Below are 22489 nucleotides of genomic sequence, written 5' to 3'. Positions count from 1 at the left end.
GGAGCTGGCTGAAGAATATGGATCGGATCAGGATTCGCGGCGGGCATCCGCTGGCCGGGGAAATTGCTATTGGAGGCGCGAAAAATGCCGCTCTTCCGGTCATGGCCTGCGGTCTGCTGACGGATGACAGGCTGGTCCTGAACAATGTTCCACGCCTTGCCGATATCGGCACCATGAAAGCATTGATCGAGCAACACGGTATCACTGTGGAACGGCTCGATCCGCTGGGGCGCATCCTTTCCCTTGGCGGCCAGATCACCAATACCGAGGCTCCCTACGACATTGTGCGGAAAATGCGCGCCTCGGTGCTGGTACTCGGGCCGTTGCTGGCTCGTTGTGGAGAAGCCCGCGTCTCTCTGCCCGGCGGCTGCGCCATCGGCACACGTCCGGTGGACATGCACCTCAAGGGGCTGGAGCAGATGGGGGCCACCATCACACTGGAAAGCGGCTATATCGACGCCCGGGTTCAGGGCCGCCTGCACGGGGCGGATATCGTGCTGCCGATGCCCTCGGTCGGGGCCACGGAAAACCTGCTGATGGCGGCGAGTCTCGCGGACGGCATCACCACCCTGCGCAATGCCGCACGGGAGCCGGAGATAGAGGATCTCGCCCACTGCCTGATTTCCATGGGTGCCAAAATCGAAGGGATCGGCACCGGAGAATTGCGGATCGAGGGCGTGAAGCACCTGCATGGCGCTGAACACAGTATCATTCCGGACCGGATCGAAACCGGCAGCTATGCCTGCGCTGCGGCCATTACCGGCGGCCGCCTGCTGCTGCGCAATGCCAGGCTGGATCATCTGGGTGCAGTCGCCCGCACTCTGCGGGAGGCCGGGGTCGAGATCGAGGAACAGGACTCCGGCCTGCTGGTCAGCCGCCGCAACGGCCTGCATGGCGTCGATGTGATGACCGAGCCGTATCCCGGCTTTCCGACCGATATGCAGGCCCAGTACATGGTGCTGATGTCGGTGGCGGAAGGTGCCTCCATGGTCACTGAAACGATTTTCGAAAACCGCTTCATGCATGTGCCGGAACTGAACCGGATGGGTGCCCGCATCAACGTCCACGGGGCCTCCGCCATCGTCCGCGGAGTATCCCAACTCTCGGGCGCTCCGGTCATGGCAACCGATCTCCGCGCCTCCCTGTCACTGATCCTCGCCGGGCTGGCCGCGGAGGGGGAAACTATCGTCAACCGCGTCTATCATCTCGACCGCGGGTATGAGAGCGTGGCTGAAAAACTTTCCGCCTGTGGGGCTAATATCGAACGGATCAGCGGGTAGACATCAAGCTAGATTTTCTGATCATGAGCAAATTTTTATTGTTGGTAAGATACCATGCAGATCGAAAAGCTAATCGAGAATATAACGGATCAGTTATATCAAGCAAAATTCGTCACTATACCGGATATTATTTCGGATTGGCTGTCTGAAAGTAGCGGTTTAAGCGGAAAAGACGTTCTTGAGATCGGCTGCGGCGAAGGAACGATGGCACTTGGCATGATGCTTCGCAAAAAAGCCAAGCGCGTTGTCGGAGTTGAAGTCCTTGATGTATTTGAGCAGTGCCTGCCTATGGCACAAGCTCAATTGGGTATCTCGGAGCTACCTTCTGATTTACATCTCTGCAAGATTCTTCCAGGTGCCGATCTGAGCATATATGGAACATTCGATGTCGTGTACAGCTGGTCTGTGTTTGAACACATTGCCCAGGACATTTTTCCTTCCGTCATGCGTTCAGTGTTTAATGTTCTTAAGCCTGGGGGGCATCTGTTCATACAAATTGATCCGCTTTATTACTCGGCACATGGTTCACATTTGACCCCATGGCTTGTTGAGCCATGGTTGCATCTGACACTCCAGTCCGATGAGTTCCGGCGTCGCCTGCTGAATGCACCACATACCTCAGCAAAGGTCAGAAATGAGTGGGCTGTTTACATTCCTCTGGACGCGGATAAAGCAACCGAACGCGCAGCACTCTTGGAAACTTATGAAACTCTTAATCGTCTGACAGCCCCTCAACTACGTAGTATTGCTGAAGCAACAGGTTTCGAGGTGATCCGGGACTATCGCACAACGACCGATCTGGAAGTCCCGCCTCATCTGCTGGAAATTTATCATCGCGATGTTCTGATCACCGATCAGATCGTCATACTTCTGCGCAAGCCAGCCGCTGCCTGACACTCTTTGGGCCAGCGGAATTTTGCTGCTGTCTTTCCCGTAACATTCCGCTAAAGAACCGTTCGCGACGGTCCCGCGCGAGCGGGCGAGAAAGGGAATGCCGTGCGCTGCCTTCGGGTAGCAAGTCGGCAGCTGCCCCCGCAACTGTCAGCGATGAGGTGTTCTCCATGCCCCTCTCCGGTTTCCAGCCGGGATGGGCTGCCACTGGATCGGAATGATCCGGGAAGGCTGGAGCCATACCGCTTTCACATCGCGAGCCAGGAGACCTGCCGTCGTCAATGGATCACAACCATCCGGGCGGGGTGTCCCGGAGATGGGGGACATGATGACGAAAGACCAGTTCCGACGCGCAGAGCGTTCCGGAGCGGCAGGCTACGCGCATGCCGGCCGCAATATCACCAGAACCAGATTGTCCAGCCTGTTGCCGCTTGCTTTTGCAACACCTTGCCTGCTGCCATCGCCTGCGGCTTTTGCGGCGGCGGCGAATGAGGGTGACTCTCTGCCTGCCCTGTCAGTGCAAGGGCAGGCCGTGACGAGTGAAGCCACCGGCACACTCTCCCTGAACCAGACCAACACCACCGGAAGCCGCCTGGGTCTCACGCCCATGGAGACCCCGGCCAGCGTCGATACGCTGGAGGGCGACACGATCCGCACCCGTGGCGATCTGCGCGTCGATGCCGCCGTCAGCCGGGAGGCAGGCATCACCATGATCGGCACACCGGGCAATGGCGGCACCGCGCTGAGCGCTCGCGGTTTCACCGGTCAGGCCGCGGTGATGCAGCTTTTCGACGGCGTCAGGCTCTATCCCGGTGCCGGCACCGTGACCTTTCCCTTCGACACATGGAGCACCGAGCGGCTGGAAGTGCTGCACGGCCCGGCCTCCGTCATCTACGGCGAGGGCGCGGTGGGAGCAGTGGTCAACGTCGTCTCCCGCCAGCCTTTCGAGGGAAAAATCCGCAACGAGGTCGCAGCGCTGGTGGATACCAACCTCACCCGCCGTCTGGCGCTGGATAGTGGTGGATCGCTGAGCCGAACCCTCAGCTACCGGCTGGATATCGCCGGGCAGATGTCCAGCGGCTATGTCCAGCGTGGCAATTCGGACAGTCTGGATCTGAAGGGCGCACTTCGCTACCGGCCCAGTCAGGATTTCACTGTGACGGTCTCTCATGATCACGCCATGCAGGACCCGATGCGGTATTACGGCATTCCGCTGGTGCGTGGATCGCTGGACCGTTCCCTGCGCGACCAGAACTATAACGTCCAGAACAGCATCCTGCATTATGAGGATGACTGGACCAATCTGCATGCCGAATGGACACCAACCGCCAGCCTGACCCTGCGCAACATCGCCTACCGCCTCTCCACAAACCGGCATTGGGTGAATGCGGAGAATTATCGCTATCTGCCTGCCAGCAACATGGTGCAGCGGGATGGTTACCTCGATCTGACGCACCAGCAGGAACAATATGGCGACCGGCTGGATGGCACCTTGCGCCATACGCTGTTCGGTCTCGGCAATACGCTCGGTGCCGGGATGGAGGTAAACTACATCAGTTTCAGCCGGTTCAGTAACGCGCCCTTCGGTGGGCTGTCACAGGTTCCGCTCGACAATATCAATCCCGGTTTCTTTATCAATCTGGCCGGAAACCGGAAGGATATTCAGACCACCACATGGCAGGTCGCTCCGTTTCTGGAAGACAGGCTTCAGATCACGCGCCAGATCTCCATTCTGGCCGGGGTGCGGTTCGATCATCTGGACCTGCATAACGCGATGCCCACCACCGGAAAGCCATTCGATAAAACCTATGATGCTCCGACATGGCGCGTTGGGGTGGTCTATCAACCCGTGCAGACTCTGTCTCTCTACGGACAGTATTCGACCAGCGTTCTGCCCCCCACCAGCACGCTGATCACCACCAACCTCGCCAATTCCGCCTTTGCCCTGTCGCATGGCCGTCAGGGGGAGATCGGGATCAAGCAGGCTCTGGCCGATGGCAGGCTGCAATGGACCCTCGCCGCCTATGACATCACGCGGGATAATCTGCTTTCGGCTGATCCGAATAATCCCGGCATCATCCAACAGATCGGGCAGCAATCCTCGCGTGGGCTGGAGCTGAATGTCAGCGCCTCCATCACCCCCCGCTGGAGCGTCAATGCCAATGGCAGCATTCTTCAGGCGCGGTTTGACGATTTTACGGAAACATCCGGCGGTGTGCCGGTCTCACGCAATGGCAACACGCCACCCAATGTCCCCCTGCAAACCGCCAATCTCTGGACGGAATGGGCATTCGCACCACGCTGGCAGGCCCAGGCCGGACTGCGCTTTGTCGGGAGGGCGTTTGCCGACAACGCCAATGCCAATGCGCGCCCGGCCTATACCGTGGTCGATCTGGGTCTGAACTGGCAGCCGGTCGATCAGTTGAGTCTTGCGGCACGGGTCTCCAATCTGTTCGACACCGCCTATGCCGTCACCACCTATGGCAGCCAGCAATGGATATTGGGGCTGCCGCGCACGATCACATTCGCGGCCAATGTGAAGTTCTGATCCCTCAGAGCAGCCGGGAGACCGCTTTTTCCAACTTTTCCGGCTTGCAGGACGGGGCATAGCGGGCCACTGGCACGCCGTCCCGTCCAATCAGGAATTTGGTGAAATTCCACTTGATGCGCCGTGTCCCAAGCAGGCCACGGCATTGACGGGTCAGATAGTCGAACAGCGGATGGGCATTGGTGCCATTGACCTCCACCCGCGCAAACATCGGGAAACTGACGCCATAGTGCGTATCACAAAAAGCCCTGATCTCCTCACTGCTGCCCGGCTCCTGCGCGCCGAACTGATTGCATGGGAAACCCAGCACCACGAAGCCGGAAGCAGCACAACGCTGGTAGAGCGCTTCCAGCCCCTGATATTGCGGGGTAAAGCCACAACGGCTGGCCGTATTGACGACCAGCGCCACCTGCCCACGCCAGCGCGACAGCGGTACGACCTGTCCATCCAGCATGGTCGCCTCAAAATCATAAAGACTGGTCATTGCTGTCTCCGCCCTGGTTCAGGATGGGATAAACCCGCTCTCTCCATCAGGCCAGAGGCGACCGGATGGCTGTATTGCGCCTGATAGCCCGCAATCAGGTGTCATGCGGCCTTTTCCCGCCGCGTCTGCCGGTGTAGACGGCGCGCATGACCGTTCCGCTGACAGCCGGTGACGCTCCCGGCACCTCTTTCCATTCTCCGGGTACCGCCGTGTCGGCAGGGGGCGGGGATAGCACCGCCATGCTGGATGCACCGCTGGTGCTGGCCCTGCCGAAAGGCCGTATTCTCGCCGAATGCCAGCCTCTGCTGGATAAGGTCGGGATTCATCCCGCGGCCGATTATGCGGATGAAAGCAGCCGCCGCCTGCGCTTTCCGACTCATGATCCGGCATTGGACGTGGTGCGGGTACGTCCATTCGATGTAGCCACTTTCGTCGCCTTCGGTGGTGCGCAAATTGGCATTTGCGGTGCCGATGTGCTGATGGAATTCGACTATCCGGAAATCTACGCGCCACTCGATCTGAAAATCGGTGCCTGCCGCATCAGCGTGGCAGAGCCGGTGGCAACAGCCGGGCAGGACAATCCGAGCACATGGTCGCGGGTGCGGGTTGCCTCCAAATACCCCAACATTGCACGCAGACATTTTGCCGCCAGCGGTGTGCAGGCCGAAATCGTTCACCTGAATGGTGCGATGGAACTGGCCCCGAGCCTGGGCCTGTCGCGGGTGATTGTGGATCTGGTCCAGACCGGCTCCACCCTGAAAGCCAATGGGTTGGTGGAAACGCAGGTCATCGCCGATGTCACCAGTCGGTTGATCGTCAACCGCACCGCCCTGAAAACCCGCCCGGAGGCAATCGGCAACTGGATTGCCCGCTTCCGTGCCGCCCTGAACGCCTGAGCGGAGAGCCAGAATGCAGCGTTTTGATACGCGCGCCACGGATTTCGAGGCCCGTTTTGCAGCGTTTCTGAATTCTCCCCGTGAAAGCGGCGCCACCGTCGATCAGACAGTGGCCGCAATTCTGGCCGATGTCGCCACACGCGGTGACGAAGCCGTGCTGGACTACACAGCCCGTTTCGACCGCCTTACCCTGACAGTAGAGACAATGCGGGTGCAGGAGGCGGAAATAGACACCGCCATTGCCCGCGTCCCCTCCGACCAGACCGAAGCTCTGTCACTGGCGGCAAAGCGCATCGAGCGGTTTCATCGCGCCCAGATGCCGCGCGATCTGCTGCTGGATGATGAGGATGGCATCACGCTCGGCATGCGCTGGAACGCGCTGGATGCGGTCGGGCTGTATGTGCCGGGTGGCAAGGCGGCCTATCCGTCCTCCGTGCTGATGAATGCAATCCCGGCTCGCGTGGCAGGGGTGGAGCGCATCGCGATGTGCGTTCCCGCGCCGGACGGGGTGCTGAATCCTCTGGTGCTGGCGGCGGCACGCCTGTCCGGTGTCTCTGAAATCTACCGGGTCGGCGGCGCTCAGGCGGTGGGAGCCTTCGCTTATGGTACCGCTACGATCGGGCGGGTGGATCGCGTGGTCGGTCCCGGCAATGCGTATGTTGCCGAAGCCAAGCGGCAGGTATTCGGCCGGGTGGGAATCGACAGCATCGCCGGTCCATCAGAAGTCGTGGTGCTGGCCGATGCGGCCCAGTCTCCGCGCCGGGTTGCTGTCGATCTGCTGGCACAAGCCGAGCATGACGAAGCTGCGCAATCCATTCTGATCACCATCGACCCGGCCTTTGCCGACGCCGTGGCGGCAGCGGTGGAACAGGAAATTCCCTCCCTGCCCCGCGCCGCCATTGCCGAGGCCAGTTGGCGCGATCACGGCGCGATCATTCTGGCACGGGACTGGGATGAAGCAGCCCGGCTGACTGATCGTCTGGCTCCGGAGCATCTTCAGATCATGACGGATGATCCTGCCGGCCTGTTTGCCCGTATCCGCCATGCCGGCGCAGCCTTCCTCGGCAGTTTCTGCCCGGAAGCGCTGGGGGATTATGTTGCAGGCCCCAATCACGTTCTGCCAACCAACCGGACGGCCCGCTTTGCCTCCGGCCTGTCGGTGTTCGATTTTCTGAAGCGGACCACCTGGATCGCCGCCGAGGAAAGCGGATTGCAGCGCATTGGCCCCGCCGCTGTGACATTGGCCGAGGCCGAGGGTTTGCAGGCCCATGCCAGAAGCATCGCCCTGCGACTGGGGCAGTGATCCCTGCCACGCTTGTTTGCTGTTGCTTTTCTGCCATCAGGCATCCGACGCGGACCTGCCCCCCGCATGGTTTCCTTGACGTGGAGGCCGCCGCGCCCCATGTTCCGCCCGCAATCGACACAATTGAAGAGTTCTGATGTCTAAAGAGGACATGATCGAGTTCAGCGGCACCGTCATGGAGCTGCTCCCCAACGCGATGTTTCGCGTCAAGCTGGACAATGAGCATTCTATTCTGGCTCATACCAGCGGCAAGATGCGGAAGAACCGTATCCGCGTGCTGGCAGGTGACCGGGTCAACGTCGAAATGACGCCCTATGACCTGACCAAAGGCCGCATCACCTTCCGCTTCAAATAAGCGGGCGGGTTCCTGACGTGATGCCGGACCAACCGGCCACCGCGTACCCGCTTGTACTGGCCTCCGCCAGCCCTCGCCGGGCGGCCCTGCTGGCCCAGATTGGGGTCATACCGGCCCTGACCCTTGCCACCGACATCGACGAAAGGCCCCTTAAAGGGGAGGTTCCACGCCTTCTCTCCCGCCGCCTTGCCCAAGGCAAGGCGGGCGCGGCGATGCTTGCGCTCAAGGAACAGTCTCACGCCCCCCTCTCCGCCCCGTTTATCCTCGCGGCAGATACCGTCGTTGCGGTCGGCCGTCGTGCGCTCCCGAAAGCCGAAACAGAGGTCGAGGCCAGGCAATGCCTCACGCTGCTCTCCGGTCGGCGTCATCATGTCTGGACTACGGTGGTCGTGATCGCCCCCGACGGCAAACGGGCCGAGCGAATCGTCGAAAGCGCAGTAACCTTCAACCGGATGACCGACTTCCAACAGGAAGCCTACATCGCTTCCGGCGAATGGCGCGGCAAGGCCGGCGGTTATGCCATTCAGGGTTTGGCCGCCGCTTATATCCGTTTCCTGTCCGGCAGCTACAGCAATGTCGTCGGGCTGCCGTTGTTCGAGACCGCCCAGCTTCTGCGTGGGCTGGGCTTTCGTTCGCTCTGAGATGAGCGGCTCATCCGAATCGCCGCTCTCCCTTTTCCTTCGAGTCTGCTGCTCGCCCGGCGAGCGTCGGGTTGCGCTGACCCGGGATGACCAGTTGCTTGATTTCATGATCGACCGGCCCGGTCGGCCCGATGGATTCGGGGATATGTACCGTGGCCGGGTCATAGCGCGGGTTTCCGCCATGGCGGGCGCATTCGTGGCTCTGCCTGAGGGTGCGGAAGGGTTTCTGCCTGACAGCGCATGCCATGCCTCTCTGCCTAAGCCAGGGGAATCTGTTTTTGTCCAGGTGACCAGATCCGCATCAGGTGGAAAAGGGCCGAGGCTGGCCACCATACCGGACCCGGCGCATGACATGCCGGAAGGGGCCTGCCCCCTGCTGCTCCATCGCGGCCCGACCGGGCTTGATGATCTGGCCGCCGCCTGTCCTGATGCCACGATCCTCGTCGATAATCGGGCCGTATTCGCCTCCCTGCGCCCGATTTATGGGGAGCGTGTGAGGATGGCCGTAGAGCCCGTGTGGGATGAGGCTTTGCAAGCCGATATCGCAGCCCTTGCTACCCCGGATGCCCTGCTGCCCGGTGGTGCCATTCTTCATGTCCAGCCCACAGCAGCGCTGGTGGCGCTGGATGTCGATGCGGGTTCGGCCACTGCCGCACGAGACTCCAAAAATCGCGCCCAGATGCAGATCAATCACGCGATTCTGCCCTCTATTGCCAGGCAGATAAGATTGCGAAACCTGTCAGGTGCCATTCTGCTGGATCTGGCCGGCGTGCAGGCCCGCAAAAGGCCGAGTTTTGCCGCCCCTCTGACAGATGCGCTGGCCCAAGACCCCCTGCACCCCCGTCTGCACGGATTCACCGCGCTCGGTTTCGCCGAAATCTCACGCCAGCGCCGCCGCCCACCTTTGCATGAAATGCTGCATGGCCCGCATGCGGCGGCTCTGGCCGTTTTGCGACAGGGATGGCGCTGGAGCATCGGAAATCCCGGCAGGCAACCGACCCTGCGCCTTTCCCCCGCAGTTCATGAGGCATTGAGCAGCGATAGCGTCGCGCTGGAGGAATTCCGGCACGAGACCGGCCTGCTGCCGATTCTGATCTCTGATCCCGCTTTGCGAGGGGATCGGGCTCTCTGTCCGGAAACAGATTGACCGTATTTTCGATCCCATGGGCTGTTCAATTAGCCTCCCCCCCCGACTCTGAGGATCATCTTGCAATGAGTGCCTCCCGTTGTCCGATCTGCAACAAGCGCGGCTCCGATTCTACGTTTGATCGCAACTATACGCCATTTTGCAGTCGTCGCTGCGCAGATGTGGATCTCGGCCGCTGGTTACAGGAAGATTATCGAATTCCCGGTCCCCCGGCAGAGCAACCAGAATCGTCCGAGGACGAATAAAAGCGTCATATTGTCGTCACCCATCTTGATCCTGGCTTCGGGCTGCGCTAACTCCTGCCCCGCCGGTAGCGGCAGTGCCCAAGTAGCTCAGTTGGTAGAGCATGCGACTGAAAATCGCAGTGTCGGTGGTTCGATTCCGCCCTTGGGCACCATTTTCCCCTTCCTATGCCCATTTTATTGTTTATCCCTTTGTCGTCCCGCAACGTGGCTCAGTCTGCGATGATCGCTGACTGACAATAATGACGATCAAGATGCGCTCCTGCCTGATTGCCGCCGTCTTTCTGATGATTTCAGCAAGCCAGACTGCTCTTGCCGGCAAAACGGAAGAGGCTTTTGCAGGACGCTATGTGTTACGCGGTGTTCCTCAGGCACATTCTGATCTGACGCTGCGGCCGGATGGACGGTTCCTGTGGGATCTGTCTTATGGTTCCTATCATCGCGGCAATATCGGTGACTGGCATGCTGACGGGCAGTCGATCACCCTGGACTCTGATCCTGCTGATACTGCGGATGAGCAGATGCCATTCGATACGATCAATCTCAGTGTGGATTCCACCGGAACACTCCACCTCAAGGAATTCCCCCAAGCCGCCTATTATAAAGAATAGCGGCACGGCTTTATGCTTGAAGCCAGCTATCGACTGACTTCATGATGAACCGCTCTATCGTCGGCCACCCATTCAGGGGGTTCCTTGAGTCAGGTCATCAGTATTACACGTAGCCGGGATGATACGCTCTGGGCCGTCATCGCCTCGGTCGGGCGACGCAGAAAGATCGCGGAGATCTTCCCCAGCCGCGAAGCCGCCCTTCAAGACCGGGACTGGAGAATACAGCAGGTGCGATCCTATACCGGTTTTCTGCAATCCTGCCGCCAGCCCCTGCCCAGCTATACCGTTGCCCCTATACGGCGCGCTGATCTGCCGAAAGCATGGCGCCCGGTGCCTGCATTGGGCTTCCTGCGCGGGGAATTCTTTTAAGAACGCCTCCGTTCTGTGGATAGCAGGGCTGCACGAACAGATTCCGCGCAAATTCCTCTTGTCGTCATAGAGATGGATGGCTACTTGCCGTCTTTTCCTGCACGGTACAGTATTTGCGAACGATTCGCATCTTGCTTTGTGACCGGTGCGAAGATGCCATTGGCTGCTCTCTCTGTGTTCAGGGAGAGAAAGACTGATATGAACAGGGAGGCCCCATGAACGCTGTGACCGATGTGATCGACGCTGCCCGGCCGCCGGCTCTGATCGACCCGGCGTCGATCCCTGCGAGCCTCGCCGCCCAGAAAGTGCTGAGCGTGCATCACTGGACGGACCGGCTGTTCAGCTTCACCCTCAGCCGCGACATGAGCTTCCGGTTCGAGAACGGCCAGTTCGTGATGATCGGGCTGATGACAGAGGACGAAAAGCCGAAGCCTCTGCTACGCGCCTACAGCGTGGCCAGTGCGAATTACGAGGAACATCTGGAATTCCTCAGCATCAAGGTTCCGAATGGCCCGCTGACCTCCCGCCTGCAACATATTCAGGTCGGGGATGAGGTTCTGGTCGGTCGCAAGCCTACCGGCACTCTGCTGCTGGACAATCTGCGGCCCGGACGCAACCTGTATCTGCTCTCGACCGGAACCGGTCTGGCGCCGTTCCTCAGCCTGGTGCGCGATCCCGAAACTTATGAGCGTTTCGAGAAGGTGATCATCACCCATGGCACCCGCTTCGCCGACGAGCACGCCTATGCCCAGCTGCTCGAAAACGATCTGAAAGAACACGAATTCATCGGTGAACTGGCGCGGGAAAAGCTGCTGTACTATCCCACCGTCACGCGGGAGCCATTCCGTAATCAGGGACGCCTGACCACCTTGATGGAAAACGGCAAGCTCTATCAGGATCTGGGCCTGCCCCGTCTGGACCCCGAACATGACCGCGCCATGATCTGCGGCAGTGAAGCGATGCTGGCCGATATCAAGAGTTTGCTGGAAAAAGAGGGGCTGGATGAGGGTAACAACTCCTCCCCCGGTGCCTTCGTCTACGAAAAAGCTTTCGCCGAGAAATAAGTCGGCTTTCAGCAAAAAAAGCGCCCGGATACGTTCCGGGCGCTTTTTTCGTTTCTGGCAACTCAGTTAGCTGGACGCTCCGCGCGGCGGATCACCCTGCGCTTCCAGAATATGCCACTCATCATCAGTAAAAACCCGGCTTCTGGTCAGGAAGCGGACCCCTTCCGGAGCTTCCAGTGAAAAACCGGAGCCTCGTCCCGGAACGACATCAATGAGCAATTGGGTATGACGCCAGTAATCAAACTGGGCGGCTCCCATATAGAAATCACAGCCATGGATACGACCCAGCAGAACATCCTGCTGACCGACCCTGAAATCGCCTCGTGGGTAGCACATGGGGGCGCTGCCATCACAACAGCCACCGGACTGATGGAAAATCAGATCCCCATGGATAGCGCTCAGGCGGTCGATTACCTCAGCTGCGGCCGGGGTGATTGTGACGCGATCAACCATTGGCATTGCCTCCCCCTTCCCTGCTTGTCCGGGCCGGATGATCGTCCGGCCCGGAGCCTGTTCGGACAGGATCAGAAGAAACCAAGCTTCTTCGGGCTATAGCTGACCAGCAGGTTCTTGGTCTGCTGATAGTGATCCAGCATCATCTTGTGGGTTTCACGCCCGATGCCTGATTGCTTATAGCCACCGAAGGCCGCATGAGCCGGATAGAGGTGGTAGCAGTTGGTCCAGACTCGCCCGGCCTGAATACCACGACCCATGCGATAGGCACGGTTGCCAGCACGGCTCCACACGCCTGCGCCCAAGCCGTACAGCGTGTCATTGGCGATGGAAAGCGCCTCCGCTTCATCCTTGAAGCGGGTGACAGCCACGACCGGACCGAAGATTTCTTCCTGGAACACGCGCATCTTGTTGTGGCCTTCCAAAATGGTCGGCGCGACATAGAAACCGTTATCCAGATCGCCACCCGGCCTCACGCGCTGACCGCCGGTGCGGAGCTTTGCACCTTCCTGCTGCCCAATATCGATGTAGGACAGGATTTTCTCCAACTGATCGTTCGAGGCCTGTGCACCGATCATGGTGCTGGAATCGAGCGGGTTACCCTGCTTGATCGCCTGCACACGCCGGGTCGCAGCTTCCATGAAGCGATCATAGATTTTTTCATGGATCAGAGCGCGGCTGGGACAGGTACAGACCTCACCCTGATTGAGCGCAAACAGGGCAAAGCCTTCCAGCGCCTTGTCGAAGAAATCATCATCCTCGGCCGCAACATCCTCAAAGAAGATGTTCGGGCTTTTGCCACCCAGTTCCAGCGTCACCGGGATCAGGTTTTCAGAGGCATATTGCATGATCAGACGGCCGGTGGTGGTCTCACCGGTGAAGGCGATCTTGGCGATACGCTTGTTCTGGGCCAGCGGTTTGCCAGCCTCAACGCCGAAACCATTGACGATATTCAGCACGCCTTCCGGCAGAAGATCACCGATGATCTCCATGAGCACCATGATGCTCATAGGGGTCTGCTCGGCAGGCTTCATCACCACACAGTTACCGGCTGCCAGAGCCGGAGCCAGCTTCCAGCAAGCCATCAGCAGCGGGAAGTTCCACGGGATGATCTGTCCGACCACACCCAGCGGCTCATGGAAATGATAGGCGACGGTATCATGATCGATCTCGCTGATCGAGCCTTCCTGCGCCCGCAACACGCCCGCGAAGTAGCGGAAATGGTCGATTGCCAGAGGAATATCGGCGGCAGTCGTTTCCCTGATCGGCTTGCCGTTATCAATGGTCTCCGCCAGCGCCAGACGCTCCAGCTTTTCTTCCATCCGGTCGGCAATACGCAGCAATACACGCGCACGCTCAGCCGGTGCCGTACGCCCCCAGCCTTCTCTCACCTTGTGGGCTGCGTCCAGGGCCAGTTCGATATCTTCAGCCGATGAGCGGGCGATCTTGCAGATCACCTGACCATTGATGGGAGAAATATTGTCGAAATACTGGCCTTTGACCGGCGCAACCCAACGCCCACCGATGAAATTTTCGTATTGTGGCCGAATCGCGATATGATGTGCGACTTCATTCAATGGACTGTCTGCCATGGTACGGTCCCCTGCTGGCACAAAGTGCTCTGTTTGTATTGTGACGTTTATCCCGCGCCGAACATCAATGCCCGACAACTACGCAGACAGCATGCAACGAGAAAGGCATTCTGTCACCCCATAGAGACAGGCAATGATCGGGGTTATCATATTGTCTTGCCACGCAACCTGCCCACAAGCCCGGCGTTGCCAGAGCAGAATACGGTCAGGATGACAGGACCGGCCCCTCAGAACAGAGAGAGAACAAAATAAATGTCTCAAGCTGAAGAATTTGAAGGCAAGGCAGAAAAACTGGCCGGCAAAGTACAGGAAGGAATCGGCCGGCTGACCGGGGATACTGAAACCGAGATCCACGGCAAGGCTCGACAGAGATATGGTGAGGCACAAAGCGCACTGGCTGAGACCTGTGATACTGTCAAAAGCTTCACGGCTGATTACCCCATGACAGCACTCGGCATTGCAGCAGGGATCGGCTTTCTGGTGGGGGTCATAACGGGCCGCCGCTAGGCTATCCGGTACAGCGAAAGGAATAATGCCTGACCCAGGACGTTATTGCTGCTGACTCCCCATCTGCCGCAATCTGATCCTGTCCTCCAGTTGTGAAAGCCTGAATGGCTTGCGGAGGATGGGAACAGGCTCTGGCACACAGTCAGTATAACCTGAAATCAGGATGAAATACGTGTCTGGATAAAGCACCATGACTTTCTGGCGCAGATCAAAGCCCGACATGCCCGGCATACAGATGTCACTGACCACCACATCAAAGCCACCATGTTCTCTGAGCACTTCCAGAGCGGACTCGCCACTTTCAGCGGCTGCCACCACAAATCCACGGCCCAACAGCCCTGCAAGAATGACGTCACGTACGCCACCGTCATCCTCAACAAGCAACACAGAAGTGGCAGACTTCAAAATAATTAAATAATCCTTAGACAATACGTCAGCAGAACGGCCAAAATGCCGCAAGCTGGACAATGATAGGATGCTTTATACTAGATATTTTCCTATAACAGACAACAAACACTATCGTGATAAATCTTTCAAAAAATCAATCACCTCTGTAATGCCGGAACTGCACATCATTGTTATAATCAGTATTGCAATACCGCGCATGCTTCTCTGCTCATCTTTATCCATGCTGCCACTTTCCAACTGATCGCCAGAGATCGCATCACTGGTTGACAGAAACCCTCCACGGGAACACACCCCGCGCATGCGTATTGCAGCGATTCTTGTGGCTGGCGGCAGTGGTTCGCGCTTCGGCAGCGACATTCCCAAACAATTCTTGCCGGTGGGCGGAAAGCCCCTGATCAGGCATGGAGCTGAGCGTCTGTCGGCGAAGGTCGATCTGCTGCAACCGGTCGGGTGTGCTGACGATATCGCACCCCTTCTGCATGGTCTGGACCATCTACCGATTGTTGATGGCGGAAAAGAACGGCAGGACAGTGTCCGCGCCGGTTTGGAAGCGCTGGTGCCTTATGCGCCCGATATCGTTCTGATCCACGATGCGGCACGCCCCTATTTTCCCGATCACACCATTGACGATCTGATCGAGGCTCTGCAAATCCACGACGGTGCCATTCCTGCCGTTCCCGTCGCCGATACATTAAAGCGTGCGGCAGGCAATATCATCGACTCAACCCTCCCTCGCGAGGGGCTGTATCGTGCCCAGACGCCGCAGGCGTTCAAATTTTCCGTTCTGCTGGCACTTCACCGGGACCATCCCGGGGGTGCAACCGACGACGCCGCCCTGCTGGATCAGGCCGGGCATTCCGTAGCTCTGGTCCCCGGGGCGGAAGACAATATCAAAGTCACCTATCCGGCCGATCTGGCCCGAGTGGAGCGTAGCATGTCCATCTCCATGATCCCGCGCATCGGCACCGGTTACGATGTGCATGCCTTCGAAACAGGCCGGAAGCTGATTCTGTGCGGTATTGACGTTCCGCATCATCAGGGACTGGCCGGACATTCGGATGCTGATGTCGGCATTCATGCGCTGTGCGATGCCATTTACGGTGCGCTGGCTGAGGGAGATATTGGACGGCATTTCCCGCCGACCGAAGCAAGCTGGAAAGATGCGGACAGCGCCCGCTTCCTGCGTCATGCGGCTGAGCGCATCGCGGCACGGGACGGTTTTCTGGCCAATGCCGATCTTACGCTGATCTGCGAAAAGCCGAAAATTACGCCTCACGCGCCGGCTATGATCGCCCGTCTGGCAGAGCTGCTGGGAGTCTCCATCGACAAGATTTCAGTCAAGGCAACAACCAGTGAGAAACTTGGCTTCACGGGGCGTGAGGAGGGCATCGCCGCCCAGGCAGCCGTGATCATCATGATACCGGCCTGAGATTGCCATCCTCACCGCTGACCACCTGCATTGTCGCATATCCATTGCAAATAGGCGGGATCTCCTCCCGCTACATGCAGAGAAAGAATACCCGGCAGCTCATAGCTGTGCATCTGCCTGATCAAGGCCATGGCAGCCTCCTGTTGTGAGGCGGTCGTCTTGATCAGAAGACCAAATTCGGCTCCTTCCTCAATCTGGCCGTTCCAGCGATAAATCGCTGTATGGGGCCGCATGTTCACGCAGGCAGCCAGGCCAGCCTCAATCAAGGCCCGTCCGATGCGGCACGCCTCTTCCTCATCAGCGCAGGTCGCATAAACCACAACCGGCTTTTCTTCTGTCATGGCTTTCCCTTCGTGAGGCCGTTGCCGCCTTTCCTCCACCGAGGTAATGAAACAACAAGATCGGTCAGAATCATGGCTCTGCTGCCGGATGCTGCCGCCTATCTGCCCGTCAGCCGAGGACAGACTGCCATGAACAAGCCAGCCGCCATTGCAATCCTTCTGATCGGGCTATCCGCCTGTTCCCAGCCTGATCCTGATTTGCGGGCCGGGAAGCCAGTTTATTACCCGCTCAGCTTGCATGATGCCAGTTACAAGGCCCATGCCCGTATCATCGCAGGAGCTTCGCCCGGCTGCACGGCACCCCACGCAGGCATATTCACCGTCGGCGATCATTCCATCACTTATGCCTACTCTTCCGGTCTGGTTTTTACGCCTCTGATCAACGAGAACGGTTTTTTCAAGGAAACAATAGGCAGCAATGTCTTTCAGGGGCAATTCACGGGTAATCGCCTGCTTGCCACACTGACAATGCCCGCCTGCACCATCGAGTATCGTGGGCACGAGGTCTGGAATCATTCCGCCACGTCCCCGATCCCGGTCAGCTGGCATCGCGACTGAGGCATAATCCAATGAAAAAGGCCGGTTCCCTCAGGAACCGGCCTTTTTCATATCGGGCAGGCGGGATTCGAACCCACGACCCCCAGTCCCCCAGACTGATGCGCTACCAGGCTGCGCTACTGCCCGTCAATGTGGGTGCCGTGTAGCAGGGGGACGTTCCTTCCGCAAGAGAGCGAACCCAAGAAACATACATTGCGAGAATGCTCAGAGGGTTTCAGTTCTCAACGGACACCACACAGCACGGCAAAAACCGTGCACATTATTGCTTATGGTAAAACCTGACGAATATCACCCAGCTCATCGATTAATGCTTCCAGCAAGGAACGGAGATGATCAGCCCTGCTGCGTTCCTCGAGCAAAGCGGCATGAGTTTGCTGAAGAGCGGCACGGAGGCGTTTGATCTCTGCCTCCATGGCCGCTTCAGATGCAGAAGACGTCTGAATCTGAGAAAGCTCGCCAGAAGAAGTCGAAGAAGCCTCCCCCTGCACCGAACGCCCGGAGGACACGGAAAGGGATGATCCCCCCTGCCCGGCCCCAGCGTCGATATCCGCGCGTTCATCAGCACGCGGGGGTGGGATATTATCCGACAGCCGGCCGCCACCTTCCCTGAGCAGCCTTTGTACACCTTTGATGGTATAGCCTTGAATATACAGCAAATCCGAGATACGGCGCAGAAGGGCAATATCATCCGGACGATAATAACGGCGTCCCCCACCACGCTTCAGCGGTTTGACCTGGGGAAATTTGGTTTCCCAGAAACGCAGCACATGCTGAGGAATATGAAGCTCATCCGCCACCTCGCTGATCGTACGAAAAGCGGTGGGGGCCTTGCGCAGTCTTGACGCTCTGGAAGCTTCATCCGCCGGATCATAATCCGGCCCTGTCTCATTTCCCCCCTGCTCCGGGAAGCCGTCCACAGCAGTGGTCATTCGTCATCCCCAGTATCAGCGATGGTCGGCGGTGTCAGTCCGTTTGCAAGTGCTTTCAAAACCTGACTGGGCCGGAAGACCAGAACGCGGCGTGGCATGATCGGTACTTCAATCCCCGTCTTGGGATTACGACCAATCCGGCGACCTTTCTGTCGGACAGAAAATGTCCCGAACCCGCTGATTTTTACCGATTCTCCAGCCTCAAGCGCGGATGACATGCGCTCAAGCACGGTCTCAAGCAGGAGTGCCGAGTCATTTCTCGACAAACCGACCTGCGTATAGATCGTCTCAGCCAGATGCGCGCGGGTCACGGTATGCATGCAGACACGCTACGGAGGTCGATGCAAACAGTCAACAAATCTCGGAGGATCAAACACTTGCATGACCACTTACCTGTTGCATCTCAGCAACAGATAAGCAAATGGCACAGGCTTTGTAATTACATGCGAAGAATCGCGGAACCCCAGGTAAGGCCACCACCCAGCGCTTCCATCAGCACGACAGAGCCGGGCTTGATACGCCCATCCTGGACCGCCTCATTCAATGCCAGCGGAATAGACGCGGCCGATGTGTTGGCATGCCGATTGACGGTCACAACCACCTTTTCCGGCGGCAGATCCAGCTTTTTGCCCATCGCCTCAATGATGCGCAAATTGGCCTGATGCGGCACCAGCCAATCAATATCGGCCGGGGTCAGATCATTGGCGGCCATTGCTTCCTCAACCGCCTGCGCCATTTTACCGACAGCGTGGCGGAAAACTTCCCTGCCATTCATAACAATGGTGCCGGGATGACCAGCGACACCATTAGCCCCATCAATGAACAGAATATCGCCGAATTCTCCTTCCGAATGGAGATGTGTCGACAGAATGCCTCGTGCTGGATCATCATTATCCGTGGATGCGCGTAGAAAAACCGCTCCGGCCCCATCTCCGAACAGCACATTGGTACGCCGGTCATCCCAATCCAGCAGGCGGGAAAAAACCTCCGCCCCGATCACCAGCACGCCCTTGGCCTGACCACTGCGGATCAGCGCATCTCCCATGGAAAGGCCATACACGAAGCCGCTGCAGGCGGCGGAAAGGTCAAATCCAAATCCTTTTTTAGTTCCCAGCAAAGCCTGCACCCGTACGGCAACAGCCGGAAAGACCTGATCGGGGGTGCTGGTTGCCACCAGAATAGTGTCTACGTCATCCGCGGTCATTCCGGCATGGGCAAGGGCACGCTCAGCGGCACGGGCCGCCATAAAGGCACAGCTTTCATCAGCCGTTGCAAGATAACGCTGCTCTATTCCGGTCCGCTCGCGGATCCAGGCATCAGACGTGTCCACACGCTTTGCCAGTTCATCGTTGCTGACCACAGTGCTGGGCAAATACGCGCCGACGCCGGCGATTATGGAACGCTTCATCGTCGCGTTTCTCTTTTCCGTTTCCTACCCGCAAAATCTAGCGGGCTTCAGCCAATTGTGCTGTTCCATCCTTATCCCGGACAGGATGAGCTGCTCCGGAAAGCTCGACCAGTTTCGCGATTCCTTCACGGATGCGATCACTGGAACGATTGGATACCATATCCATGCCCACATCGACCGCATGTGCAAACCCCTGCGCATCGGTGCCGCCATGCGATTTGACCACGACACCATTCAGGCCGACGAGAACAGCGCCATTATAACGCCGTGGGTCAAGCCATTCCCGCAGACGCTCCAACCCCCCGCGGGCCAGCAGATAGCCCAGACGCGCAAGAATTGTACTGGTAAATATCTGCTTCAGAAGGCCACCCAACATCTTTGCTGTGCCTTCGGCGGTCTTGAGCGCGATATTGCCGGAGAAGCCATCTGCAACCACGACGTCGGTCGTCCCGCCTGCAATATCGTGGCCTTCGACAAAGCCGTGGAATTGCTGTGCCAGATGGCTCGTGCGCAACATCTCGGCGGCGGTCCGAATGCGGTCGTCGCCCTTCTGCTCCTCGGAACCCACATTGAGAAGCCCGATACGTGGCGCCGTCAGGCCCAGCACACTGCGCGCAAAGACATCCCCCATGATCGCGAATTCAACCAGATTGCGAGGATCACACAGCACATTCGCGCCGAGATCGAGCATCAGAATATCGCCCCGCGCCGATGGCATGATAGCCGCCAGCGCCGGACGATCAATTCCGGGCAAAGTCTTGAGAATGATTTTGGCCAGCGCCAGCAAGGCGCCTGAATTGCCCGCTGAGACGACACCGGATGCTTCGCCATGCGCTACCGCGTCGATAGCGATCCGCATGGACGAATCCCGGAGCCGCAATGCAGCGGCCGCCTTCATTTCGCCTGTTACTTTTACAGGCGCGTGCCGGACGGTACAAACGGAAGCAGCCCTCGGCCAGCGTGCCAGCAGAGGGGCCAGCAGGGTTTCATCCCCAACCAGCAGAAAGCGCGCATCCGGATGGCGTTCGGCGGCGATGGCCATGCCTTCGACCACGATCTCTGGCGCGTGGTCTCCCCCCATCGCATCAATTGCGAGAACGAAAGAATCACGATTGAAATGGTCTGCCGCCGTTTTGGAGGCCACGTCTGATGCCCTTATACTGCCTGACTGACTGTAACCGGATATCCGAATGGCCGGATGCAGGCGGGTCTGATCAGACCCGCACCACGCCCTTCAGGCCACGACCGGAATTTCCGGCAGCAGCAACTTCACGGCCATCATAATGGCCGCAATGGCCGCAGACATGATGGGGACGCTTCAGTTCGCCACAATTCGAGCATTCGGTATAGGCTTCACCCGTCAGCGCCTGATGGCTGCGACGCATGCCACGCCGTGAGGGCGAGGTTTTCTTCTTCGGAACAGCCATGGAACAGGCCCTTCTTATTATCAAACGGGGTGTGACCGCCCCATTGGCGGCGAAACCCCTTGAGAGTTCGGCAAAGTCGTGAGGCGCGGCGTCTAGCAGAGACCGGCGGACACCGCAAGAAAAACACTCAGCGTCCGGAACCGGGCTGCCATGACCGGTCATAGACACTGTATGGAGCGCTCTGTAGCGGAGATCGCTGTTCGATTCAAATACGTGAATGCGCAGAATCTGTGCTCATCGGCCTCTTTAAAGATCGTTGACCGGCTTTTTCAGCGCCGCGAGACGCAAAAACGGATTCTCCCTGGCTGAGTCCGCCTGCTCTGCGGATTCATCTTCTGCTGCTTCGTCTTCTCCTGATTCAAAAGTGACCCCGGGCTTGCGGGGGTAAGGGTCGAGGGTGAGGGCCAGCTGCTCCACTGCCACTTCACCGAGATCGATCTGATCCCCGGTATAGGGAACTTCGTCTTCCTCCTCCTCGATATCGAAATCAGGATTAAGCTTGTGTTCTGGCGTCAGACGCAGGGTAAAACTCTCTTTGATCTTCGCCCTGAAAGGCTCAAGGCTGACCACGCATGTCTGGGTAACAGCAGCCTCCATCCGGCCGTGGGCACGAATCACGCCGCCGCGCTGCGGTTCCAGAACGAAGACGCAGGAGAACGTGGCCACCGCCTCCAGCCCCAGCCGGCTGGCAATAGCTGCGCATTCCTCGGCACGCGCCTTGATATCGACCGTCCTGCCGCCCACAGGAATGATATCAGGCTGGATCAGTCTGGAAAATTCGGGCTGCATCGCGATTCGTCTTCCTGAGATAAAGCACTGTCAGAATAACCGGAAGCTGGCGGCAAAGCAGGCCCTGCCACCATTTTTTCATAGCCCTTTCCACACGGGCTGAATGCCTTGGTGTCTTATGGGAAGGATCGCTCGCGCAACAGTGTGATTGACAGAAACGGCCAAGCATGACACCCCGAAGGGGCAGGCCATCATGTGTCTGTAGACCTCCGCTGAACGCCGATTCCGATTGAGGATACGTCTTGCGCCGCACAGCCACCATATCCCGCACTCTTGCCGCGCTGACGCTGTGCGCCACGCTGCTGGGCGGATGCAGCTTCTTCGCCCCGGACAGAGTCGTTCGCGGCAATAAGGTCGATGTCGATCTGCTGAAGGAGCTGACGCCCGGAACCTCGACCCAGGCGGATGTCGCCTCCCTGCTCGGCTCCCCGACGACAAAAGCCACGTTCGATAATAACCAGTGGGTCTATATCACCCAGACCACCGAAATGCAGATTGCCGGGACCAATGATATTCTCCAGCAGAGCGTGGTCACGGTCTCGTTCGATCAGAACGGCGTGCTGAAGAACATCAAGCTCTACGGCAAGGATGATGCGGCGCCCGTCAGTATGGTCCGGCGTGCAACCCCTTCCCCGGGCAGCGAGGCATCCTGGATGCAGCAATTGTTTGGCAATGTCGGCCGTTTCAATGCAGGCGGCATGGGCGGTGGTGCCGGCAATGCACCAGGCGGACGGTTCGGCGGCGATCGCTGATTATTCCCGCTCTGCTTTTTCTTCAGACGATCCCAATATCAGAAAGGCCGGTTTTCACCGGCCTT

General features: G+C 58.5%; 27 protein-coding genes, 2 tRNA genes and 1 riboswitch. Of the genes, 17 read left to right on the top strand and 12 right to left on the bottom strand.

The features are described from left to right. The first annotated feature begins 17 nt into the window (after positions 1 to 17). From murA to GbCGDNIH6_RS05355, 3 genes are all read left to right on the top strand, one after another. Positions 18 to 1280, top strand: coding sequence for a UDP-N-acetylglucosamine 1-carboxyvinyltransferase (gene murA, locus GbCGDNIH6_RS05365; protein WP_072563113.1), 1263 nt, complete (start codon positions 18 to 20; stop codon positions 1278 to 1280). Positions 1281 to 1334: 54 nt separating this feature from the next. Further along, positions 1335 to 2174, top strand: coding sequence for a methyltransferase domain-containing protein (locus GbCGDNIH6_RS05360; RefSeq protein WP_072563112.1), 840 nt, complete (start codon positions 1335 to 1337; stop codon positions 2172 to 2174). Between the two features lie 51 nt (positions 2175 to 2225). Beyond that, positions 2226 to 2462: riboswitch (cobalamin riboswitch) on the top strand. 34 nt (positions 2463 to 2496) lie between these two features. After that, positions 2497 to 4719, top strand: a complete 2223-nt coding sequence (locus tag GbCGDNIH6_RS05355) for a TonB-dependent receptor (protein WP_157692330.1) — start codon at positions 2497 to 2499, stop codon at positions 4717 to 4719. Positions 4720 to 4723: 4 nt separating this feature from the next. Here GbCGDNIH6_RS05355 and GbCGDNIH6_RS05350 read toward each other — a convergent pair whose 3' ends face one another. Next, on the bottom strand, positions 4724 to 5203 hold the full coding sequence (locus GbCGDNIH6_RS05350) for a glutathione peroxidase (RefSeq protein ID WP_072563111.1): 480 nt from the start codon (positions 5201 to 5203) through the stop codon (positions 4724 to 4726). A gap of 239 nt (positions 5204 to 5442) precedes the next feature. On the opposite strand from GbCGDNIH6_RS05350, the gene hisG reads away from it, so the two are divergent. The 10 genes from hisG (at position 5443) to GbCGDNIH6_RS05300 (ending at position 11831) form a co-directional block, all read left to right on the top strand. Then, on the top strand, positions 5443 to 6099 hold the full coding sequence (hisG, locus tag GbCGDNIH6_RS05345; RefSeq protein ID WP_072564380.1) for an ATP phosphoribosyltransferase: 657 nt from the start codon (positions 5443 to 5445) through the stop codon (positions 6097 to 6099). A 13-nt stretch (positions 6100 to 6112) separates the two neighbouring features. Continuing rightward, the gene (gene hisD, locus GbCGDNIH6_RS05340) at positions 6113 to 7402 is read left to right on the top strand and encodes a histidinol dehydrogenase (RefSeq protein WP_072563110.1); all 1290 of its coding nucleotides are present in this window, start codon (positions 6113 to 6115) and stop codon (positions 7400 to 7402) included. Between the two features lie 136 nt (positions 7403 to 7538). Further along, positions 7539 to 7757 carry a translation initiation factor IF-1 gene (gene infA / locus GbCGDNIH6_RS05335; RefSeq protein WP_011631737.1) on the top strand — a complete coding sequence of 73 codons (219 nt, stop codon included), beginning with the start codon at positions 7539 to 7541 and terminating at the stop codon, positions 7755 to 7757. Positions 7758 to 7777: 20 nt separating this feature from the next. Next, on the top strand, positions 7778 to 8398 hold the full coding sequence (locus GbCGDNIH6_RS05330; RefSeq protein WP_072563109.1) for a Maf family nucleotide pyrophosphatase: 621 nt from the start codon (positions 7778 to 7780) through the stop codon (positions 8396 to 8398). A gap of 1 nt (position 8399) precedes the next feature. Further along, positions 8400 to 9545, top strand: coding sequence for a ribonuclease E/G (locus tag GbCGDNIH6_RS05325; RefSeq protein WP_072563108.1), 1146 nt, complete (start codon positions 8400 to 8402; stop codon positions 9543 to 9545). A 65-nt stretch (positions 9546 to 9610) separates the two neighbouring features. Further along, positions 9611 to 9790 carry a DNA gyrase inhibitor YacG gene (locus GbCGDNIH6_RS05320; protein WP_072563107.1) on the top strand — a complete coding sequence of 60 codons (180 nt, stop codon included), beginning with the start codon at positions 9611 to 9613 and terminating at the stop codon, positions 9788 to 9790. A gap of 76 nt (positions 9791 to 9866) precedes the next feature. Then, positions 9867 to 9942: transfer RNA gene (locus GbCGDNIH6_RS05315), tRNA-Phe, on the top strand. A gap of 87 nt (positions 9943 to 10029) precedes the next feature. Further along, entirely contained in the window at positions 10030 to 10398 is a 369-nt protein-coding gene (locus GbCGDNIH6_RS05310; RefSeq protein WP_072563106.1) for a hypothetical protein, read from the top strand. A gap of 84 nt (positions 10399 to 10482) precedes the next feature. Next, a complete protein-coding gene (locus tag GbCGDNIH6_RS05305) occupies positions 10483 to 10767 on the top strand; it encodes a hypothetical protein (RefSeq protein WP_072563105.1) in 285 nt (94 codons plus the stop codon). A gap of 215 nt (positions 10768 to 10982) precedes the next feature. Further along, positions 10983 to 11831, top strand: coding sequence for a ferredoxin--NADP reductase (locus tag GbCGDNIH6_RS05300; RefSeq protein ID WP_011631731.1), 849 nt, complete (start codon positions 10983 to 10985; stop codon positions 11829 to 11831). Between the two features lie 66 nt (positions 11832 to 11897). Here GbCGDNIH6_RS05300 and GbCGDNIH6_RS05295 read toward each other — a convergent pair whose 3' ends face one another. Together GbCGDNIH6_RS05295 and adh are read right to left on the bottom strand one after the other, a co-directional pair. After that, positions 11898 to 12284: a DUF779 domain-containing protein gene (locus tag GbCGDNIH6_RS05295; RefSeq protein WP_232449986.1), complete on the bottom strand. Its 387-nt coding sequence runs from the start codon at positions 12282 to 12284 to the stop codon at positions 11898 to 11900. A 71-nt stretch (positions 12285 to 12355) separates the two neighbouring features. After that, on the bottom strand, positions 12356 to 13876 hold the full coding sequence (adh, locus tag GbCGDNIH6_RS05290; protein WP_072563103.1) for an aldehyde dehydrogenase: 1521 nt from the start codon (positions 13874 to 13876) through the stop codon (positions 12356 to 12358). 252 nt (positions 13877 to 14128) lie between these two features. Here adh and GbCGDNIH6_RS05285 point away from each other — a divergent pair, with 252 nt between their 5' ends. Beyond that, positions 14129 to 14383 carry a CsbD family protein gene (locus GbCGDNIH6_RS05285; protein ID WP_011631728.1) on the top strand — a complete coding sequence of 85 codons (255 nt, stop codon included), beginning with the start codon at positions 14129 to 14131 and terminating at the stop codon, positions 14381 to 14383. A 42-nt stretch (positions 14384 to 14425) separates the two neighbouring features. Here the strand turns inward: GbCGDNIH6_RS05285 and GbCGDNIH6_RS05280 are convergent, their stop codons facing one another. Next, on the bottom strand, positions 14426 to 14851 hold the full coding sequence (locus GbCGDNIH6_RS05280) for a response regulator (RefSeq protein WP_157692329.1): 426 nt from the start codon (positions 14849 to 14851) through the stop codon (positions 14426 to 14428). A 238-nt stretch (positions 14852 to 15089) separates the two neighbouring features. Here GbCGDNIH6_RS05280 and ispF point away from each other — a divergent pair, with 238 nt between their 5' ends. After that, positions 15090 to 16220, top strand: a complete 1131-nt coding sequence (gene ispF / locus GbCGDNIH6_RS05270; protein WP_072563100.1) for a 2-C-methyl-D-erythritol 2,4-cyclodiphosphate synthase — start codon at positions 15090 to 15092, stop codon at positions 16218 to 16220. A gap of 11 nt (positions 16221 to 16231) precedes the next feature. Here ispF and cutA read toward each other — a convergent pair whose 3' ends face one another. Continuing rightward, entirely contained in the window at positions 16232 to 16561 is a 330-nt protein-coding gene (cutA, locus tag GbCGDNIH6_RS05265; protein WP_072563099.1) for a divalent-cation tolerance protein CutA, read from the bottom strand. A 72-nt stretch (positions 16562 to 16633) separates the two neighbouring features. Here cutA and GbCGDNIH6_RS05260 point away from each other — a divergent pair, with 72 nt between their 5' ends. Continuing rightward, entirely contained in the window at positions 16634 to 17119 is a 486-nt protein-coding gene (locus tag GbCGDNIH6_RS05260; protein WP_072563098.1) for a hypothetical protein, read from the top strand. 52 nt (positions 17120 to 17171) lie between these two features. Here the strand turns inward: GbCGDNIH6_RS05260 and GbCGDNIH6_RS05255 are convergent. The 7 genes from GbCGDNIH6_RS05255 to GbCGDNIH6_RS05225 form a co-directional block, all read right to left on the bottom strand. Continuing rightward, positions 17172 to 17245: transfer RNA gene (locus tag GbCGDNIH6_RS05255), tRNA-Pro, on the bottom strand. A gap of 140 nt (positions 17246 to 17385) precedes the next feature. Then, positions 17386 to 18048 carry a MerR family transcriptional regulator gene (locus GbCGDNIH6_RS05250; RefSeq protein ID WP_232449984.1) on the bottom strand — a complete coding sequence of 221 codons (663 nt, stop codon included), beginning with the start codon at positions 18046 to 18048 and terminating at the stop codon, positions 17386 to 17388. Then, positions 18045 to 18368: an integration host factor subunit alpha gene (locus tag GbCGDNIH6_RS05245; RefSeq protein WP_072563097.1), complete on the bottom strand. Its 324-nt coding sequence runs from the start codon at positions 18366 to 18368 to the stop codon at positions 18045 to 18047. The genes GbCGDNIH6_RS05250 and GbCGDNIH6_RS05245 overlap by 4 nt, the downstream gene beginning before the upstream one ends. A 119-nt stretch (positions 18369 to 18487) precedes the next feature. Continuing rightward, positions 18488 to 19456: a beta-ketoacyl-ACP synthase III gene (locus GbCGDNIH6_RS05240; RefSeq protein WP_072563096.1), complete on the bottom strand. Its 969-nt coding sequence runs from the start codon at positions 19454 to 19456 to the stop codon at positions 18488 to 18490. Positions 19457 to 19493: 37 nt separating this feature from the next. Then, complete coding sequence (gene plsX, locus GbCGDNIH6_RS05235) at positions 19494 to 20600, bottom strand: phosphate acyltransferase PlsX (RefSeq protein WP_025286498.1); 1107 nt, start codon at positions 20598 to 20600, stop codon at positions 19494 to 19496. 70 nt (positions 20601 to 20670) lie between these two features. Continuing rightward, on the bottom strand, positions 20671 to 20883 hold the full coding sequence (gene rpmF, locus GbCGDNIH6_RS05230) for a 50S ribosomal protein L32 (RefSeq protein WP_011631719.1): 213 nt from the start codon (positions 20881 to 20883) through the stop codon (positions 20671 to 20673). Positions 20884 to 21129: 246 nt separating this feature from the next. Next, positions 21130 to 21672: a DUF177 domain-containing protein gene (locus GbCGDNIH6_RS05225; protein ID WP_072563095.1), complete on the bottom strand. Its 543-nt coding sequence runs from the start codon at positions 21670 to 21672 to the stop codon at positions 21130 to 21132. Between the two features lie 242 nt (positions 21673 to 21914). On the opposite strand from GbCGDNIH6_RS05225, the gene GbCGDNIH6_RS05220 reads away from it, so the two are divergent. Next, positions 21915 to 22424: an outer membrane protein assembly factor BamE gene (locus GbCGDNIH6_RS05220; protein ID WP_072563094.1), complete on the top strand. Its 510-nt coding sequence runs from the start codon at positions 21915 to 21917 to the stop codon at positions 22422 to 22424. The last annotated feature ends 65 nt before the right edge of the window (positions 22425 to 22489 follow it).

Source organism: Granulibacter bethesdensis (assembly GCF_001889525.1).
Lineage (GTDB): Bacteria > Pseudomonadota > Alphaproteobacteria > Acetobacterales > Acetobacteraceae > Granulibacter > Granulibacter bethesdensis_C.
The sequence above is the reverse complement of the archived record's forward strand: the minus strand, read 5'-3'. Positions and strand labels throughout refer to the sequence as shown.

Bases quoted from the DNA above. Each gene is read 5' to 3' on its own strand.
- GbCGDNIH6_RS05325 (WP_072563108.1), top strand. From the start codon at position 8,400: ATGAGCGGCTCATCCGAATCGCCGCTCTCCCTTTTCCTTCGAGTCTGC.
- GbCGDNIH6_RS05310 (WP_072563106.1), top strand. From the start codon at position 10,030: ATGACGATCAAGATGCGCTCCTGCCTGATTGCCGCCGTCTTTCTGATG.
- infA (WP_011631737.1), top strand. From the start codon at position 7,539: ATGTCTAAAGAGGACATGATCGAGTTCAGCGGCACCGTCATGGAGCTG.
- murA (WP_072563113.1), top strand. From the start codon at position 18: ATGGATCGGATCAGGATTCGCGGCGGGCATCCGCTGGCCGGGGAAATT.
- GbCGDNIH6_RS05330 (WP_072563109.1), top strand. From the start codon at position 7,778: ATGCCGGACCAACCGGCCACCGCGTACCCGCTTGTACTGGCCTCCGCC.
- GbCGDNIH6_RS05285 (WP_011631728.1), top strand. From the start codon at position 14,129: ATGTCTCAAGCTGAAGAATTTGAAGGCAAGGCAGAAAAACTGGCCGGC.
- GbCGDNIH6_RS05295 (WP_232449986.1), bottom strand. From the start codon at position 12,284: ATGGTTGATCGCGTCACAATCACCCCGGCCGCAGCTGAGGTAATCGAC.
- GbCGDNIH6_RS05250 (WP_232449984.1), bottom strand. From the start codon at position 18,048: ATGACCACTGCTGTGGACGGCTTCCCGGAGCAGGGGGGAAATGAGACA.
- GbCGDNIH6_RS05320 (WP_072563107.1), top strand. From the start codon at position 9,611: ATGAGTGCCTCCCGTTGTCCGATCTGCAACAAGCGCGGCTCCGATTCT.
- GbCGDNIH6_RS05260 (WP_072563098.1), top strand. From the start codon at position 16,634: ATGGCTCTGCTGCCGGATGCTGCCGCCTATCTGCCCGTCAGCCGAGGA.
- cutA (WP_072563099.1), bottom strand. From the start codon at position 16,561: ATGACAGAAGAAAAGCCGGTTGTGGTTTATGCGACCTGCGCTGATGAG.
- GbCGDNIH6_RS05245 (WP_072563097.1), bottom strand. From the start codon at position 18,368: ATGCATACCGTGACCCGCGCGCATCTGGCTGAGACGATCTATACGCAG.
- hisG (WP_072564380.1), top strand. From the start codon at position 5,443: ATGCTGGATGCACCGCTGGTGCTGGCCCTGCCGAAAGGCCGTATTCTC.
- rpmF (WP_011631719.1), bottom strand. From the start codon at position 20,883: ATGGCTGTTCCGAAGAAGAAAACCTCGCCCTCACGGCGTGGCATGCGT.
- GbCGDNIH6_RS05240 (WP_072563096.1), bottom strand. From the start codon at position 19,456: ATGAAGCGTTCCATAATCGCCGGCGTCGGCGCGTATTTGCCCAGCACT.
- GbCGDNIH6_RS05355 (WP_157692330.1), top strand. From the start codon at position 2,497: ATGATGACGAAAGACCAGTTCCGACGCGCAGAGCGTTCCGGAGCGGCA.
- GbCGDNIH6_RS05300 (WP_011631731.1), top strand. From the start codon at position 10,983: ATGAACGCTGTGACCGATGTGATCGACGCTGCCCGGCCGCCGGCTCTG.
- GbCGDNIH6_RS05360 (WP_072563112.1), top strand. From the start codon at position 1,335: ATGCAGATCGAAAAGCTAATCGAGAATATAACGGATCAGTTATATCAA.
- GbCGDNIH6_RS05350 (WP_072563111.1), bottom strand. From the start codon at position 5,203: ATGACCAGTCTTTATGATTTTGAGGCGACCATGCTGGATGGACAGGTC.
- adh (WP_072563103.1), bottom strand. From the start codon at position 13,876: ATGGCAGACAGTCCATTGAATGAAGTCGCACATCATATCGCGATTCGG.
- hisD (WP_072563110.1), top strand. From the start codon at position 6,113: ATGCAGCGTTTTGATACGCGCGCCACGGATTTCGAGGCCCGTTTTGCA.
- ispF (WP_072563100.1), top strand. From the start codon at position 15,090: ATGCGTATTGCAGCGATTCTTGTGGCTGGCGGCAGTGGTTCGCGCTTC.
- GbCGDNIH6_RS05225 (WP_072563095.1), bottom strand. From the start codon at position 21,672: ATGCAGCCCGAATTTTCCAGACTGATCCAGCCTGATATCATTCCTGTG.